Source organism: Pleomorphomonas sp. JP5, assembly GCF_023721815.1.
In the GTDB taxonomy this organism is placed as follows: Bacteria; Pseudomonadota; Alphaproteobacteria; order Rhizobiales; family Pleomorphomonadaceae; genus Pleomorphomonas.
This window is the reverse complement of the sequence record NZ_JAMDLI010000022.1, coordinates 197,440-212,811: the sequence shown is the minus strand read 5'-3', so window position 1 is coordinate 212,811 and position 15,372 is coordinate 197,440. Positions and strand designations below refer to the sequence as shown.

The window sequence follows — 15,372 nt, the reverse complement described above, 5'->3', positions numbered from 1 at the left end:
CCTCCGATTGCTTGCCCCGATCTTGCGGGCCTTGGGGTCATATTGAATCAGGGACAACGGGGGCGCAATTCCAATCTGGATTCAGGGCGGGGACTCCACGCACTTGTGAGCGTTGAACCGCCCTGTACGTCTCTATTTGGTAAGGAGTTTCGCTTAGGTCAAGACGCGATGCAATTGGTGAATCGCTGGCAGCCCCCTGCTTTTCGCATGACCGCGCTTCCCACCGCCTCGACACCCCCCCAAAAAATGCAGAGTCCAATTTCGGGACGGTGCAAATCTGGAAAAGTCGATTCAAACTTTACGCTTCCGTAACCGCGTTGCCGCTAATTTTGCAACCGTTGCCCGTTGGGCGCACGGGATTGGAGAGAACAGGTCGAATGGGGTTCGGATCCTGCCGAAGAGCAAGGAGCGAAGCCCGTGAGTTGGCGTTGTGAGGGCGGTCCATTGTCGAGTTTGCGTAGTCTGGTCTCAAAGGTTCTGCACCAAATGGCGGCCCCGGCGGCGGTCGCGCTCATCGTGGCGGGCGTCTCGACCGCCGCTGTTGCGGCGAAAGGGGTGCCGAGCCAGGTTGTTCCATCGAAATATGCGGCGATCGTCGTCGATACGGCCACCGGAAAGGTCCTCTACGAGGCCAATCCGGACGCCCGGCGCTACCCCGCCTCGCTGACCAAGATGATGACGCTCTACGTCCTGTTCGAAGAGCTCAACCGAGGTCGCTTCAAGATGTCGACGCCGTTGCGCGTCTCCGCGCTCGCCCAGCGCCAGGCGCCGACCAAGCTAGGTCTGCGCGCCGGCGAGACGATCACCGTGGAAGACGCCATCAAGGGTCTCATCACCCGCTCGGCAAATGATGCCGCTGCGGTCATCGCCGAAAATGTCGCCGGCTCGGTGCCGGCCTTTGCCGATCGCATGACGCGCACGGCCCGCGCCATCGGCATGACCAACACTCGCTTCCGCAACGCCAACGGCCTGCCCGATCCGGGTCAGTACACGTCGGCGCGCGACATGATGAAGCTCGGCGTCGCGCTGCAGGTCCGTTTCCCGCAATATTATCCGCTGTTCTCGATCCGTTCCTACACCTTCCGTGGGCGGACGATCGGCAGCCACAACAACCTGCTTGGCCGCATCAACGGCGTCGACGGCATCAAGACCGGCTACGTCAATGCCTCCGGCTTCAATCTGGTCACCTCGGTGAAACGCGACGGACGCAAGATCGTCGCGGTCGTCTTCGGCGGCAAGACTGCCGCCCAGCGCGACGCCCACATGGTGCAACTGATCAACACCTACCTGCCCAAGGCCTCGCGCTCCCGTGGCTACGACGACGAGCTTGTGGCCGCCATCGTGAATGCGCCGAAGGTGGCCGCCGCCACGGCGTCGGCTCTGCCGCCCCATCCCAAGCCTCTGCCGCGACCGATGATGGCCGGCATGGACGCCGTCGATCCGGATCCGGCTGTCGTCGCCTCGCTTGCGCCCGCCGTGCCGGTGCCCCCGGTTGCTCCGGCCGCGCCCGAACAGGTCGCCGAAGCTCCGACGCCGGCATTGCCCCCTTCGCCCGAACCGGTCAGCCTTGCAACGGCGACGCTGCCGTCGAGCCTGGCCAACGCCCACTTGCCGTCCTCCGCCGCCGAAGCATTCGCCGACATCGGTCCCGCGCCACAGGGCGACCCGATGGCCGATCTTGTCGCCCGCGTCGACGCCCATTCGCGCCGCGCCCCCAAGACCGTCGAGGTCGCGTCCGCCGCCCCGGCCGCCGTCGTGATGACCGATGCGTCGCCGGACCGCCGTCGGAGCGGCTGGTTCATCCAGATCGGCGCCGTTGGCTCGGAAGCCGCCGCGATGGACCTTCTCGACAAGGCAAAGTCGGCAGCTCCGCTGCTTGCCGCCGCCAACCCCTTCGCCGAACCGGTGAAAAAGGGTGGTTCAACGATGGTGAGAGCCCGCTTCGGCGGTTTCGAAAACGAAAAGGCCGCCAATCGAGCCTGTGCGGCCCTCAAGAAGAACGACTTCGCCTGTTTCACAATCAGGCTCTGACCGCCCTGTCGGCGGTCGGAGCGACCCGTGCACAACCCGCAAGGTATCTCTTCGCCTTTCAGGCGGCACGGCAAGCAGAGTCAGTCAACGGCACCCACTGTTTTGCGTAACGGGAGCTAGACATGTTTGGACAAAAGCCGGTCCTTGGCCTGGTTGATACGTACCGCCAGGAATGTGGAGCCGCCCTGGTCGGGATGCACCCGCTTCATCAACCGGCGGTGGGCGGCCCGGATATCGGCCTCTCCGGCGCCCTGCTGAAGCCCAAGGATCTCGTACGCCTCCTGCTCGCTCATGGCGCTCGGATTCGTCGCTCGACGGCTCCCCGCTGCGGCCTCGCCCTGCATGTTCTCACGCCATCCGGGCATTCGGCGGTCGAGGTAAATCTCTAGGGTGGCGCGGCTGCGGCGATCCCTCGCCGTCTCCGCATGGAGATCGGACAGCTCGGCCGCTCCCATGCGGTTGAGGTCCCGTCCGCGATAGGAACCCGCCTTGACCCGGCCACCGATCGCCTCCCCATCGACAACGACCTCGACCATCGGCGATCGAAAGACCGGCTGCCCGCGTCGTCCATCCCGCCGGGGTCGAAACAGGCCCGCCCGATAAAGGGCGATCAGCGCCGCCACGCCAACCGCGGCGAATGCCAGCCGACCGGTGGCGGCAAGCGCCGCGACAACACCGAGCCCGACCAGAAGACTGTAGTTGCCAACGATGGAGTCGACGTCGCTCCGGAGGCGAGCGCCGCGCCAGCGAACCAGCCAGGCGCCCAAGGCGAGAAGCAGTACCAGCGTGAAAGCCACATTCATCGGAAGGCGCATCCGGCATTCGGGGTGTCGATGCTTCATTTCGAACTTTGCCGGCTGGAATGCAATGGTGAAGGGCCCTGACCGACTTTATTGGCGATGAAGGACACGCCACGCTTGAAGCGCCATGCCTTTGCCGCCATTTTGCCTTTGAGTGGAGTCGGCGGGCGGGGCAACTCGAACGCCGCTATTGTTTGCGCGCTGCCACAAACCGACGACGGGATGCTTCGCACATGATGCTTTGCCAGCCGACCCTCCGACGCCTCGCCATGAGATCCCTCCTCGGAGCGGCCCTGGTCACCCTCGCCTTCGTCGGTCCCCTGCCGGCCATGGCACGCGGCATGGCGACAGCGACAGAGCAGCCGGATAGCGGACTGCCGGTCGCTTCCTCGCTGGAAGGCAACTATCTGGCCGGCCGCTTTGCCGGCAGCATCGCCGACTACCGCGCGTCGGCCGACTACTTCGCCTCGGCCCTCCTCGACGCGCCCGACGACAAGTTCCTGCTCGAACGTGCGCTGTCGCTCTACATCGCCGCCGGTGAGCTGACGGAAGTCCGTGCGTTTGCCGAACGGCTGCAAGATCTCGACGCGGACAGCCCGATCGCCGCGATGACAATCGGCCTCGACGATTTTCAGTCCGGTCATTGGGACGAAGCCATCGCGTCGTTTCAACACGCCCGCTCCGGGCCGCTCCTGACGCTGGCAGTGGAAATTCTCTCTGCCTGGGCCGAACAGGGCGCAGGCAGGACCGACGAGGCGCTTGCGCGCCTCGCAAAGCTCGATGGCGAGAAGTGGTACCTTTTCTTCCGCCACTATCACGCTGGTCTCATCGCCTCGGTCGCGGGGCGCGGCGAGGTGGCCACCGAAGAGTTCAAGGCAGCCCTGGCCATCGACGACGGCCCGGTGTCGGTGATCGACGCGGCGACGCGCGCTTTCGCTCGAAACGGCGACTTCGAGACCGCCAAGGCCACCATCGACAAGGCGCTGGCATCAGCGCCCGGGCATCCCCTGCTCAAGGACGTTGCGGCCATCATCAATGCCAAGCGGCGTCCGGCCCCACGTGCCCGCAACGTCAACGAAGGTGCCGCGGAAATCCTCTCTGGCCTCGGTTCGGCCGTGGTTCGCGAGGACGCCAACGACTTCGGCGTCATCTTCCTGCAGTTGGCGCTGGCGCTCGATCCCGGCGACGACATGAGCCGCATCACGCTGGCCGAGAACTTCGAGCGCCTGAATCGTCCAGCGGACGCGATCGACATTCTCGACAAGGTGCCGGCCCACTCGCCCCTTAGGCGAAACGCCGACATCATGATTGCCTTCGACTACAACGCGATGGATCAGGTGGATGAGGCGCGCGCCACTCTGAAGCGCGTCATTCGCAAGAACCCGAAGGACAAGGAGGCGCTGAACGGCCTCGGCAATATCCTGAGGACGCGCAAGATGTTCGCCGAAGCGGCCGACGTCTATACGCGAACCATACGAGCCATCGGCAACAAGCCGCAGGCCGAGGATTGGCAGGTGTTCTACAATCGCGGCATCGCCTTCGAGCGGACCGACCGCTGGCCTGAGGCCGAGGCCGATTTCAAGAAGTCCCTCGAACTCAGGCCCGACCAGCCCCTGGTGCTCAACTATCTCGGCTACTCCTGGATCGACAAGGGCATGAACCTCGAGGAAGGCATGAGACTGATCGAGAAGGCCGTCAGCCTCGCCCCGTCCGACGGCTACATCGTCGACAGCCTCGGCTGGGCTCACTACAAGCTCGGCGATTACGATCAGGCAGTCGAAGAACTGGAGCGCGCGGTTTCGCTGATGCCGTCCGACCCGACCATCAACGACCATCTTGGTGACGCCTACTGGCGGGTCGGTCGTAGGCTTGAGGCCCGCTTCCAGTGGAACCACGCCAAGGCCAGCAAGCCCGAACCCGAGGATCTGGCCAAGATCGAAGCCAAGATCGAACATGGCCTCGGCGAGGCGCACGTTGGCAAGGCGGCCGAGGTGGTGGAGCCAAAGCCCGACCGGGCAACGCCCTGATACGCACCGGGGATCGCGGGCAATGACGATTGTCGAAGAGGCGCGCGCCAAGGTCAATTTGGCGTTGCACGTTTCCGGACGTCGACCCGACGGCTATCACGATCTCGACATGCTCGTCGCTTTCGCCGATGTCGGCGATAGTGTGGAGCTGACGACGAGCGAGGCGGACCGCTTCCTGATCGACGGCCCGATGGCCGCAAGTCTTTCCACCGACGCCGACAATCTCGTTCAGCGTGCGTTGAAGGGCTTTCGAGAGATCACGGGGCGGACGGATCCCCTTTCCATCCGCTTGACCAAGCGCCTGCCGGTCGCCTCCGGAATCGGCGGAGGCTCGGCCGACGCGGCGGCCACATTGCGTGCCCTCTGCCGGCTGCATGACGTCCCCGCCGACGCCCCTGCCCTCGCCGCGCTTGCGCTGTCACTTGGGGCGGACGTGCCGATGTGCATCGCCAGCAGCCCCGCCCGCGTTGGCGGCGTCGGCGAACGCATCGTGCCCACGACCGGACACCTCTGTTTCGGCCTTCTGCTGGTCAACCCAAACGTCGGCGTGTCGACGCCCGCGACATTCCGGGCGCTTGAGCGTCGCGACAATCCGCCGCTGCCCCCTTTGCCGGTCTTCGATACCGTGCGGCGGCTCGCGGACTTCCTGGCGGCTGAGACACGCAACGACCTCGAGCCGGCAGCACGCACCATCGCTCCGGTCATTGGCGACGTGCTCACCGCCCTCGCCGATCTGCCGGACGTCCGGTTGACCCGCATGTCGGGGTCGGGAGCAACCTGCTTCGGCCTGTTCGACGACAAGGCCACGGCAAACCGGGCCGCGCTAAAGCTTGCACCCAAGCATCCGGGCTGGTGGATCGAACCGGCCGCGGCCACTTTCTAGAGCAATCTCGGCACGTGCGAGCACCGGGCTTGCGTCCGGAAGGACGCCTTCGCAAAGGAGACGGAGTGTCTCCTGCAAAGTCGTTTCACCGGGAAGCCCTAGAGATCGACGGCCACATCCTCGGCGGCGATCACGCGATGAATGCGCTCCTCGTCCGCGGCCTCTTCCCCGAAAGGCGCTACGGGCCAATCCCAGGTATCGAAGGGGAACGGCGGAGTGACGCCGCACAGAAGGTCGCGATTCTCTATGATCACGCCATCGCGCCGCCGCCGCACATAGGCGACATCGGTGACGATGACCGTCTTGCAAGGCAGTTGCGCCAGCCCATCGAGATGGCCGGCGACCAACTGCGTCACCGCGTCGTCGGGCATGATCCGCGCTTTGCCATCCTTGGCGTGCAAGCGAGCCGCCGCCCCCACCGCGATCTGCGACAGCACATTGGCTGAGATCACGAGATCGACCTCGTCGATCTTGCGGATAAAGCCAAGAGGATCGAGGCGAACGCCAAGATCCTCCTGGCCGGTCGCAAGCTTGATCCGCGACTGCTCGGCGAGCCGGTCATAGCCGGATATGTCCCGGGTGAGGAAGGTGACATTGGGGTAGCGGCGAAGGAACACCTTCAGTCGGACCGTCGGCAGGTGGACGATGTCCACCAGCACGACCTTGTTGAACATGCTCGACAACCGATCGATCGGCACATCCCGGAGCAATCCCGACCCCAGGACCACCGCCGTGCGACGAACGGCGACGCCATCGATGGCATGGTCGATCGCCGCTCGCGTCCGCGCTTCGTGTTCGGCCCATGCGGCATGTCGCCGACTGGCTCGCGCCCGAAGGCCAATGGCATCCCGGACGGCGCTAGCGCGGCTTCCGGGCGAAATGAGGCGGGTAACGGCGAACAGAAAGGCCTCGGCGAGCATGCGCGGTATCCGGCTGATCCTTCACGCGGAGTCGCTTCCGCAAATAACTTGCGACAACAATTAGGGCGACACCCGCCTTCCCTGGAACGCGCGTCGCACGAACCTCAGGCGACTTCGCCACAAACCACCGGAACAGGTGTCCCCGTGGTGGCCGGGAACGTCGACGGCAGTCCTTTCAGGCGGCGTGCCGCGAGATAGGCAAAGGCCTGCGCCTCGACGAAATCGGCGTCAAACCCGACCTTGCCGGCGGGCACCACTTCGACACCCGAACGCTCGGCGATCATTTTCACCATCACCGGATTGCGGGCGCCACCACCCGACACGATGACGGTCCGGATGGGAGCGCCGGCAAGACGCAGACCGGCCGCGACTCCTTCGGCCGTGAAGGCGGTAAGCGTCGCCACACGGTCGGCGAACGGCAAACGGGCGGCCGCGTCGGCGCGGAACGTGTTGCGGTCGAGCGACTTCGGCGCTGGCGTCTCGAAATGCGGATGATCCATCAACTGCTCGAGGACCACCTCATCCACTCGTCCCTGCGCGGCTATGGCGCCATCGACGTCGAAACGGGCACCGGTGGCGTTGAACACCAGGTCGTCGATCAGCGCATTGCCGGGTCCGGTATCGAAGGCAATGAGTTCGCCATCTTCGCCGATCAGGGTGACGTTGGCGACACCACCGATGTTGAGGAAGGCCACCGGCGGAGTGAGCCCCGCCTTCCGGGCCAGCGCCCGGTGATAGACCGGCACGAGCGGCGCCCCCTGCCCGCCTTCGCGAATATCGGCCGACCGGAAGTCATGGACGACCGGCAGATTGAAACGCTCGGCCAGCACGCCGGCATCGCCGATCTGGGCGGTAAAGCCCCGATCGGGAGCGTGATGAACCGTCTGACCATGGAAGCCGATCACCTCCGGCCTGATACCCTTCTTCTCGGCAGCGATCAGCAGCACCGCCACCACATGCGCATGCGCATCGGTGACGACGGTTTCCGCCTCGGCAAGCCGGCCGAAGCGATCTTCGCGGGCGGACATGCCGACGGCATCCTTCAGCGCCGCCCGCAGAACCGACCGTTCCTCATCCCCATAAGGTTGGAAAAGCGTCGGCCCAAACTCGGCGATCCCCTCTCCATCGGTGCGGATCAGCGCCGCGTCGACGCCGTCCATCGACGTACCGCTCATCAATCCGAGTGCCCACATGGCCGAATCGCCAGACATTTTTGACCTCATACCCCGTGAAATCCGGTTTCGATCCTGATAGGAAGCCCAGCGGACTGATACGTCAATTCCGGTCCGCGGACAAACCAAAGGTACAGAAAGATGAGCGGCTTCAAGTCGGACTTCCTACGCACGCTCGACGAGCGCGGTTTCATCCACCAGATCTCGGACCCCGAGGGTCTCGACGCCGAGTGCATGAAGGGTCCGATCACCGCCTATGTGGGCTATGACGCCACGGCCACATCCATCCACATCGGCAACCTCATCACCGTCACCATGCTCTACTGGCTGCAGGAGACCGGCCACCGGCCGATCAGCCTGATGGGCGGCGGCACATCGATGGTGGGCGACCCCTCCTTCCGCGACGACCAGCGCAAGCTTCTGTCGCCGGAGACCATCGCCGACAACATCGCCAGCATCAAGAAGGTCTACTCGCGCATCCTGCGCTACGGCGACGGCCCGACCGACGCCATCATGGCCAACAATGCCGACTGGCTGATGAAGCTCAACTACGTCGAGTTCCTGCGTGACGTCGGCCGCTACTTCTCGGTCAACCGCATGCTGTCCTTCGACAGCGTCAAGCTGCGCCTGGACCGTGAGCAGTCGCTATCGTTCCTCGAATTCAACTACATGATCATGCAGGGCTACGACTTCGTCGAGCTCAACCGGCGCTATGGCACCGTGCTGCAGATGGGCGGCTCCGACCAGTGGGGCAACATCGTCAACGGCGTCGACCTCAGCCACCGCATGGGCGGCCCGCAGCTCTACGCGCTGACGACGCCGCTGCTCACCACATCCTCGGGCCAGAAGATGGGCAAGACCGCCAACGGCGCCGTCTGGCTCAACGGCGACCTCTTCAGCCCCTATGACTTCTGGCAGTATTTCCGCAACACCGAGGATGCCGACGTCGTCCGCTTCCTGAAAATCTTCACCCGCCTGCCCTTGTCCGAGATCGCCCGTCTCGGCGCGCTCGGCGGCGCCGAGATCAACGAAGCCAAGAAGATCCTCGCCACCGAGGCGACCGCCGTCGTCCATGGCCGTGAAGCGGCGGAAGCGGCGGCCGAAACGGCTCGACTCACCTTCGAGGAAGGCGTCCATGCGGACGATCTGCCGACCGTCGAGGTGCCCAGGGCCGACCTCGAGGCCGGCGTCGGCGTGCTGACGGCCTTCGTTCAGGCCGGCCTCGCAGCCTCCAACGGCGATGCCCGTCGCTCCGCCCAGGGTGGAGGCCTCAAGGTCAACGACCGCACGGTTACCGACCCGAAGGAAGTGCTGACGCTCCAGAGCCTCAACGACGACGGCGTCATCAAGCTGTCGCTCGGCAAGAAGAAGCACATGCTCCTGAAGCCGGTCTGATCGGCGGACTGTAGTCTCGAAGACATCTACGGCACCCCGGCTTCCAGCTGGGGTGCCCACTTGTGGCGCAACGCCTCGACCAACTTCAGCGGAAGTGGAACTCGGGCCTTCCTCCGGCTCACGATGAAAAACGAGCTAAGGCGCTGTTTAATCTGACCGAGTCAGATCGGCACCCTCTTTGAGACGCGGCAACATGGAAACAAGGCCATCCTTCGGAAGGGCCTTTGAGAAATAGTAGCCCTGGATCAGGTCGCACCCCCACGCGGTCAGCGAGTCCAGCTGCTCCCTGGTTTCCACGCCTTCAGCCACCACTTTGAAAGACATCACCTTCGCAAGCCTGATGATCATCGAGGCCAAGCCGCACTGTTGGGCGTCGCGGGGAATGTTGGTGATGAAGCTTCGATCGATCTTGATGCAATCCCACGGCATCTCCCTCAGATAGGAGAAGGAAGAGTACCCCGTCCCGAAATCATCGATCGCAATGCTGATCCCCATGTCCTTCAACTCCTTGAGAATGGGCGTGACCTCATTCTCTCGCTCGATGTAGGACGACTCCGTTATTTCGATTTGAAGATTGTGGGCGGGGAAGCCTGTCTCGGCCAATGTCTTCGACAGGACGGACACGAAGCTGCCAAACCTGACTTGGCTGGCTGAAATGTTCACCGACACGGTGATGGGCGCATAACCGTTCCGAAGCCACTCCTGGCCGTCGCGACAAGCTCTTTCAAGAACATACTCGCCCACCGCTTCGATGAGACTGGTTCCCTCAGCCACTGGAATGAAATCGCAAGGAGGGATCACGCCAAGCTCTGGGTCGGTCCATCGCGCAAGGGCCTCGACACCGCACAACCTGTGGCTCACGGCGTCGAACTGCGGCTGATAGTGGACCTCGAGAATGTTGTCCGCCAAAGCTTTTTTTAGCTTCACGCCCAGTTTCATCTTCCTCTGGCTGTCGGCGGTCAGCCTGTCCTCATAGATGCCGACCGAGCCACGCCTGTTCCGCTTTGCCTCATAGAGGGCCGCATCCGCCTCCAGGAGAGCGTCGCGGTCGCCAGGGCGGGCTTTGTAGCTGACGCCGAGCGTCGCAGAGGAAAACACTTCCAACCCATCGTCGATGCGAACGGTTTGCCCGAGAGCCTGCTGAATCCGCTCGATGATGCCATTGATGAAGTCGCCATCGCCAGAATGGATGAGAAGCGCGAACTCATCGCCGCCGATGCGGCACAGAATATCCTCCGGCTTCAGGTGATCTCGCCGAATGGTATCGAGGCGGCTTGCAACGACCTTGAGAACGCGATCGCCAGCGCCGTGCCCATAACTGTCGTTGACGTCCTTGAAGTGGTCCAGATCGACGATGATGAGCGCAAAAGGCGTATCGTGCAGACCGGCAAGCCTCTGATCGAGCGCGCGACGATTGACCAGACCGGTCAACTGGTCGCGCGAAGCAAGGTACTCCAGTCTTTCCTGCGTGCTCTTCTGCTCGGTGATGTCGATCAGAGAATAGACATAGGTCTCCCCACCCTCAGCATCCTCGCCGGCGGGCGTTATCGACAGGATGCCCGGCCGGCTCCCGTCCGGGCCGAACATGACCTCGCGGCGCCACATGTCCGTCAGGCTTTGCGGAAGAGAAATCGGCTTGCCGTCGCTCCAGAACGCGTCCTTCAGACTGGATTGCCGATCATCGTCGCCGCCGCCGATGTCCAGCATTCGCCGGAAGGCCGCGTTGGCCTTGAGCATGGCCCCCGTGCTGTCGACGATGGCGAGACCATCGGTCGAACTCTTGAACACAACGTCGCCGCGCCGAACATCCTGATCCTTCCGAGCCATTTCCTTGATCAAGGCGGAACTGCTGGATGCCAAAAGGCGCCAGCGAACCGTATCGGCCTCGAGGTAACCGACGAAAGCTTGTCGCTTCCAGAGCACGAACAGCGCAAGCGGAATGCCGAAAGCGGCGGCTATCAGCACTTTTCCCGCAAGGCCTCCAAAGACGATCGCGGCAATCTGAGCGTTGATTCCGAAAGCAATGAACGGAAAAGCGACACCGTCGAGGATGAGGACAAGGACGAAAGAAAGAATATAGATCGCCGCCGCGATCGGAAGCGACGGTTTTCTCTTCTTCGTCAACTCAAAGATATACAGCAGCAGCAAGAGTTCGGTGACGATGAGAACGCCTCCGAGCGCGATCAGTGCCGTCGAGACCTCAAACAGCGCCGGAGGAACGTTATGCGGGTTGATGACGCCGTCCGCCTTCAGGACCGACTGCGTCAGGAACGAAATGATGATGTTGAAGACATCGACGACGAAGACCAGTCGAACCAGGTGACGCAGGATGAAAGCATTTCTCTCGATCCAGACGAACATGACCGCCGTCATCATGAAGGCGCCATAACAGAGGTTTCCACCCGAGACGACGACGCCGTCGGCAACCTGGAGAGAGTAGATGTTGCCCCAGAAGCCACCGATCAACAGAACAAGGGATATGTAAACGTAGAAATGGACCTGCCGTATCGGACCTGAAAGCGTCGTGAAATAGAGTGGAAATATGGAAAAGGCGGCAATCTGGAGGGTCAGCAGGACGAACATGACGGCCAATCCCCGGTTGGGTCACTCGACGAGATATGCCATGCAACGCTCGACCCGATCCGAGCATTCGCACGTGTCCTTCCGATCCGGACGTCTTCAGGGGATCGGCACGGTTTCACTCTGTTTTCCCAAGATCGAACGATGCTCCCCGAAGCAAGGGACGGCCTGTCCGCCCACCGCCAGCATCGCGACGATATTGTTAAGCTTAACATCAGGCGCCCGGCGTTGAAACCGTTGGGTCGAACTCGGCCACGAGGAAAAATGAGCAGGGCACGGCGAGCACAATGCGCCCACGCCGTTTTTTCAACTCGCCATCATTTCAGCTCGAACAGGCGGCGGAAGATGCCCGGAGCGATGGCCGACAGCGGATTGACCGACAGCGAAGGCGCATCGATCGGACCGCTGAGGCGATAGGAGACGCCGAGCAGGCCGGAGCGACCTCCGCCGGCGAAGATCGTCTGTCCGAGCAGGGGAATGGACGCCAACACGCTGTCGAGCTGGTTGGCCGGCAGATAGCTGCCAGCAAGACGCAGGGCGTTCTTGGAGAAATCGACGTCGCCGGCCATTGTGAGGCCGGCCGTTCCAGTTCGGATGAACCCCTCGCCGATCGACAGAACACCGTTTCCGAACCTTATGTCGAAGACGAGCCGGCTGATATCCGTCGTCGAAAGCCCCTCGGTCGGACCGTCGCGCGATGCGGTCGAGAGCTGGGCCAACGCCGGCTCTTCCACCACCTTCCAACGATTGCCATCGATCCGAGCACCCAGGACGCCCTGATCGTCAATGGAGCCGGTCAGCGTCGCTCGCCCGCCATAGACCCGCCGATAAACGCCCAGAAAACGCAGGAGACGGCCGACTTCGCCGGCTTCGACCCTGATATCGCGTCCATCAGCGGACGGACGCACCGTCGCCGACGCCGAACCGCCGCCCGAGGTCTGCACCGTCAGCGACAACTCGTTGATCCGTCCGCCGGCGATGGCGGCCGTCAAGTTGAGTCCGTCGAGCTGCTCGCCCCCCTCGCCGGTGACGTTGGCGATGGCCGCCGACAAGACCAGCGGCATGTCGCTTGGAACACCGGTTCCGGTTGTCCGCCGGAGAATGCTGCCGACAAGCGCGCGCGCGTCGAGCTGAGAACCGTTCACCGCGACCTTGAGACCGTTTTCACCAGTCGAAGCCTTCAGCGTCAGGCGGTCGGTGGCGGAAAAATTGAACTTGCTGAGATTGGCGCCGATGAAGTTGCCATCGCCGTCGAGGGCGATCTGCCCCTCCACCTGGGCAGAACCGGCCTTCAGGGCGAGGTTGGTGATGCTCGTACCGGAGGAGCTCGCCGCCAGGTCGAAGATCAGCGTACCGGGTTTGCCAACCGGTTTGCGGAAGCCGACCAGCGGCAGATTGATCTCCGCATTGGCAAGATTGACCGACACATGGCGCGACGTCCCATTGTCGGCCATCTCCACCAAGACTTTGCCCTTGAACATCTCGCCGAGATCGAGGCCGTACTTCTTGGCCGCGGCGGCATCGAGATCGAGCTTCACGACCGACTTCGTCTCCCCCTCGCCGGAGAGCGGCAGCGTCAGGAACACATCGGCCGGCGCGCCGTCGATCAGCGCCTTGCCGCTGAGATGCGCCGCTCCATCGCGCAGTTCTATGGCGAGATCCCCGCGTGTGACGGCGCGGCCGTTGATCGGCGTACCGGGAGAGAACCCGGCGAGATCGATCCGGCCGCCATAGACGATGTCGGTGTCGGCAATCTCCTCGGCGAGCGGCAGGCGGATGGAAAGATCGGCTTTCGCCGTTCCCGCGGCCTTGGCCGGATCGGGCGAGAAGTCGGCTTCCTCTGAGAACGGAAGACGATTCCAGAGGGAGACGGCAGCCGCAGCCGGGCCGGAGAGACGCAACGTCACCTCGCCGTCCGGGACCTTGGCATCCACCACCGGCACCGCGAACGTCGTCGCCCCCAGTTCGAGGCGACGCCCCTGCCCCAGATCGACCCAGCCGCTGTCCACCGTAATCTCGAAGCGATTTCCGGACAGCCTACCGTGCCCCACAGCGTCACGGATCATCGGAGCATCATCGAACGGCGTGAACACGGCTTCCGAGAAGTCGAAGGCAAGGGACGCTTCGGGCGCGACAACCCCGCCGCCCAACGGCACGTCGCCGCGCATGACGAGATCGACCGTCGCGTTGGTGATGAGACCCGAATGGATATGCGTACCGATCCAACTGCGTACGTCTGGAGCCACCGTGACAGGCCAGAGCGCCTTGAGAGCGGCTGCGGGAAGGCGTGGCGACACCCCAGAAAGCACCGCGAATGTAGCGCCGTCGCGATGCGACGCGCGGGCCGCGGCCGTAAAGCTGATGCCGGCCCCTTCGACGTGCATGTCGTCCATGACCAACAGGGACTCAGCCTGATCGTAGCTGCCCGCGATACGCCCGTCGCTGGTCCGGATGCCACTCAGCACATCCTGTCCCTCGAAGCGGAAGTCGAAGGTCCAGGGTTTGTCGCCACGCGGCGGCACGACCTGACCACGGGCGAGCAGATAGCCGTTCTCGAGCACCACCGGAGACGGATTGAGCGTTACCAGCCCCTGTTCCGGGTCCCAGTCGAAGTCGAGGCGGATCGGCGCGGCAAGGGCCTCCAACTCGCTGTCGCCGAAGCGAAGTGACGAACCGAGCACCACCTGCCAGGTGGCCGACGTGAACCCCTTGTCGGCATCGACCGTGACCGCTCCGGCCAAGCTGACCGCCCCCGAAAGGTTGAGATCGTTGCGCCCCGTCCCCGCGGCAAGATCGGCCAGATCGAATCCGCGCGTCTCGACCTTGACGATCAGGGGATCCTCGGCCGGAGGCAGATCGGACGTAAGCCTTAGAGATACGGCCCCGTTGGTTCCAAGGCCGATCGCCTGTGCTTCCACCAGATGACCGTCCTTGACGGTTCCGGTCACCGACACATCGGACACGACATCGCGTCGCGCCTTGCCAGGCCGCTCGACGCCAAAGCCGAAGGAGCGGATCTCGAAGAAGCGCAATCCGTTTTCGGTGATCGCTCGCCGAACCGCCAGAACCACCTTGTCCATCGGCGGCAGCTTCATCTCGGGACCGATGTCGCTGACCAGGACATGATCCAGCACTACGCCTTCGACGGGAACATCGTTGGCAACCGGCCTTGGCCATCGGACAGCGACCCGCATCTCGTTGACCGAAACCAAGATGTCGTTCGGTCGCTCGAGCCGGATGTCGCGGACGATCAGTTCCGGATTGAGATCGTCGCCGAGCTTGACACCAGCAAGTCCAACGTCGACGTGGACGTCGGGCGATGCGGCCATAAGGGTCGCCTCGATCCGGCTGGCAAGAAACGGCAGGAAAAGCGGACCCTGCGACAGGCGCCAAACGAGAAGAGCGCCCGCAATCCCGGCTGCAACGAGCAAAATCGCCGCGAACCGAAGGGCACGTACCCACCAGCGCGTTCGTCGCTTCGGTTTCTGATCGTCGCTGCCCGTCCCCGCTATGTCGGCGTCCTCCCTGACCAAGCCTCGCCGGCGCAACGCCGGAACGGCCGGT

General features: G+C 63.5%; 9 protein-coding genes. 4 read left to right on the top strand and 5 right to left on the bottom strand.

Annotated features, from left to right (window positions below):
- Positions 1-486 precede the first annotated feature (486 nt).
- A complete protein-coding gene (locus M4J40_RS20365; protein WP_251756248.1) occupies positions 487-2,031 on the top strand; it encodes a D-alanyl-D-alanine carboxypeptidase in 1,545 nt (514 codons plus the stop codon).
- A 116-nt stretch (positions 2,032-2,147) separates the two neighbouring features.
- On the opposite strand, the gene M4J40_RS20360 is transcribed toward M4J40_RS20365, so the two are convergent.
- Positions 2,148-2,834: a DnaJ domain-containing protein gene (locus tag M4J40_RS20360; RefSeq protein ID WP_251756247.1), complete on the bottom strand. Its 687-nt coding sequence runs from the start codon at positions 2,832-2,834 to the stop codon at positions 2,148-2,150.
- A gap of 266 nt (positions 2,835-3,100) precedes the next feature.
- Between M4J40_RS20360 and M4J40_RS20355 the strand changes: the two genes are divergently transcribed.
- Together M4J40_RS20355 and M4J40_RS20350 are read left to right on the top strand one after the other, a co-directional pair.
- Positions 3,101-4,858, top strand: a complete 1,758-nt coding sequence (locus M4J40_RS20355) for a tetratricopeptide repeat protein (RefSeq protein ID WP_251756246.1) — start codon at positions 3,101-3,103, stop codon at positions 4,856-4,858.
- A 22-nt stretch (positions 4,859-4,880) separates the two neighbouring features.
- Complete coding sequence (locus M4J40_RS20350) at positions 4,881-5,741, top strand: 4-(cytidine 5'-diphospho)-2-C-methyl-D-erythritol kinase (RefSeq protein ID WP_251756245.1); 861 nt, start codon at positions 4,881-4,883, stop codon at positions 5,739-5,741.
- A gap of 98 nt (positions 5,742-5,839) precedes the next feature.
- Here the strand turns inward: M4J40_RS20350 and M4J40_RS20345 are convergent, their stop codons facing one another.
- Positions 5,840-6,661 carry a hypothetical protein gene (locus M4J40_RS20345; RefSeq protein ID WP_251756244.1) on the bottom strand — a complete coding sequence of 274 codons (822 nt, stop codon included), beginning with the start codon at positions 6,659-6,661 and terminating at the stop codon, positions 5,840-5,842.
- Between the two features lie 104 nt (positions 6,662-6,765).
- A complete protein-coding gene (locus M4J40_RS20340; RefSeq protein WP_251756243.1) occupies positions 6,766-7,872 on the bottom strand; it encodes an anhydro-N-acetylmuramic acid kinase in 1,107 nt (368 codons plus the stop codon).
- Positions 7,873-7,974: 102 nt separating this feature from the next.
- On the opposite strand from M4J40_RS20340, the gene tyrS reads away from it, so the two are divergent.
- A complete protein-coding gene (gene tyrS, locus M4J40_RS20335; protein ID WP_251756242.1) occupies positions 7,975-9,228 on the top strand; it encodes a tyrosine--tRNA ligase in 1,254 nt (417 codons plus the stop codon).
- A gap of 147 nt (positions 9,229-9,375) precedes the next feature.
- Here tyrS and M4J40_RS20330 read toward each other — a convergent pair whose 3' ends face one another.
- Both M4J40_RS20330 and M4J40_RS20325 read right to left on the bottom strand, forming a co-directional pair.
- Positions 9,376-11,811 carry a bifunctional diguanylate cyclase/phosphodiesterase gene (locus tag M4J40_RS20330; protein ID WP_251756241.1) on the bottom strand — a complete coding sequence of 812 codons (2,436 nt, stop codon included), beginning with the start codon at positions 11,809-11,811 and terminating at the stop codon, positions 9,376-9,378.
- Between the two features lie 314 nt (positions 11,812-12,125).
- Positions 12,126-15,137 carry an AsmA-like C-terminal region-containing protein gene (locus M4J40_RS20325; RefSeq protein ID WP_251756240.1) on the bottom strand — a complete coding sequence of 1,004 codons (3,012 nt, stop codon included), beginning with the start codon at positions 15,135-15,137 and terminating at the stop codon, positions 12,126-12,128.
- Between the last annotated feature and the right edge of the window lie 235 nt (positions 15,138-15,372).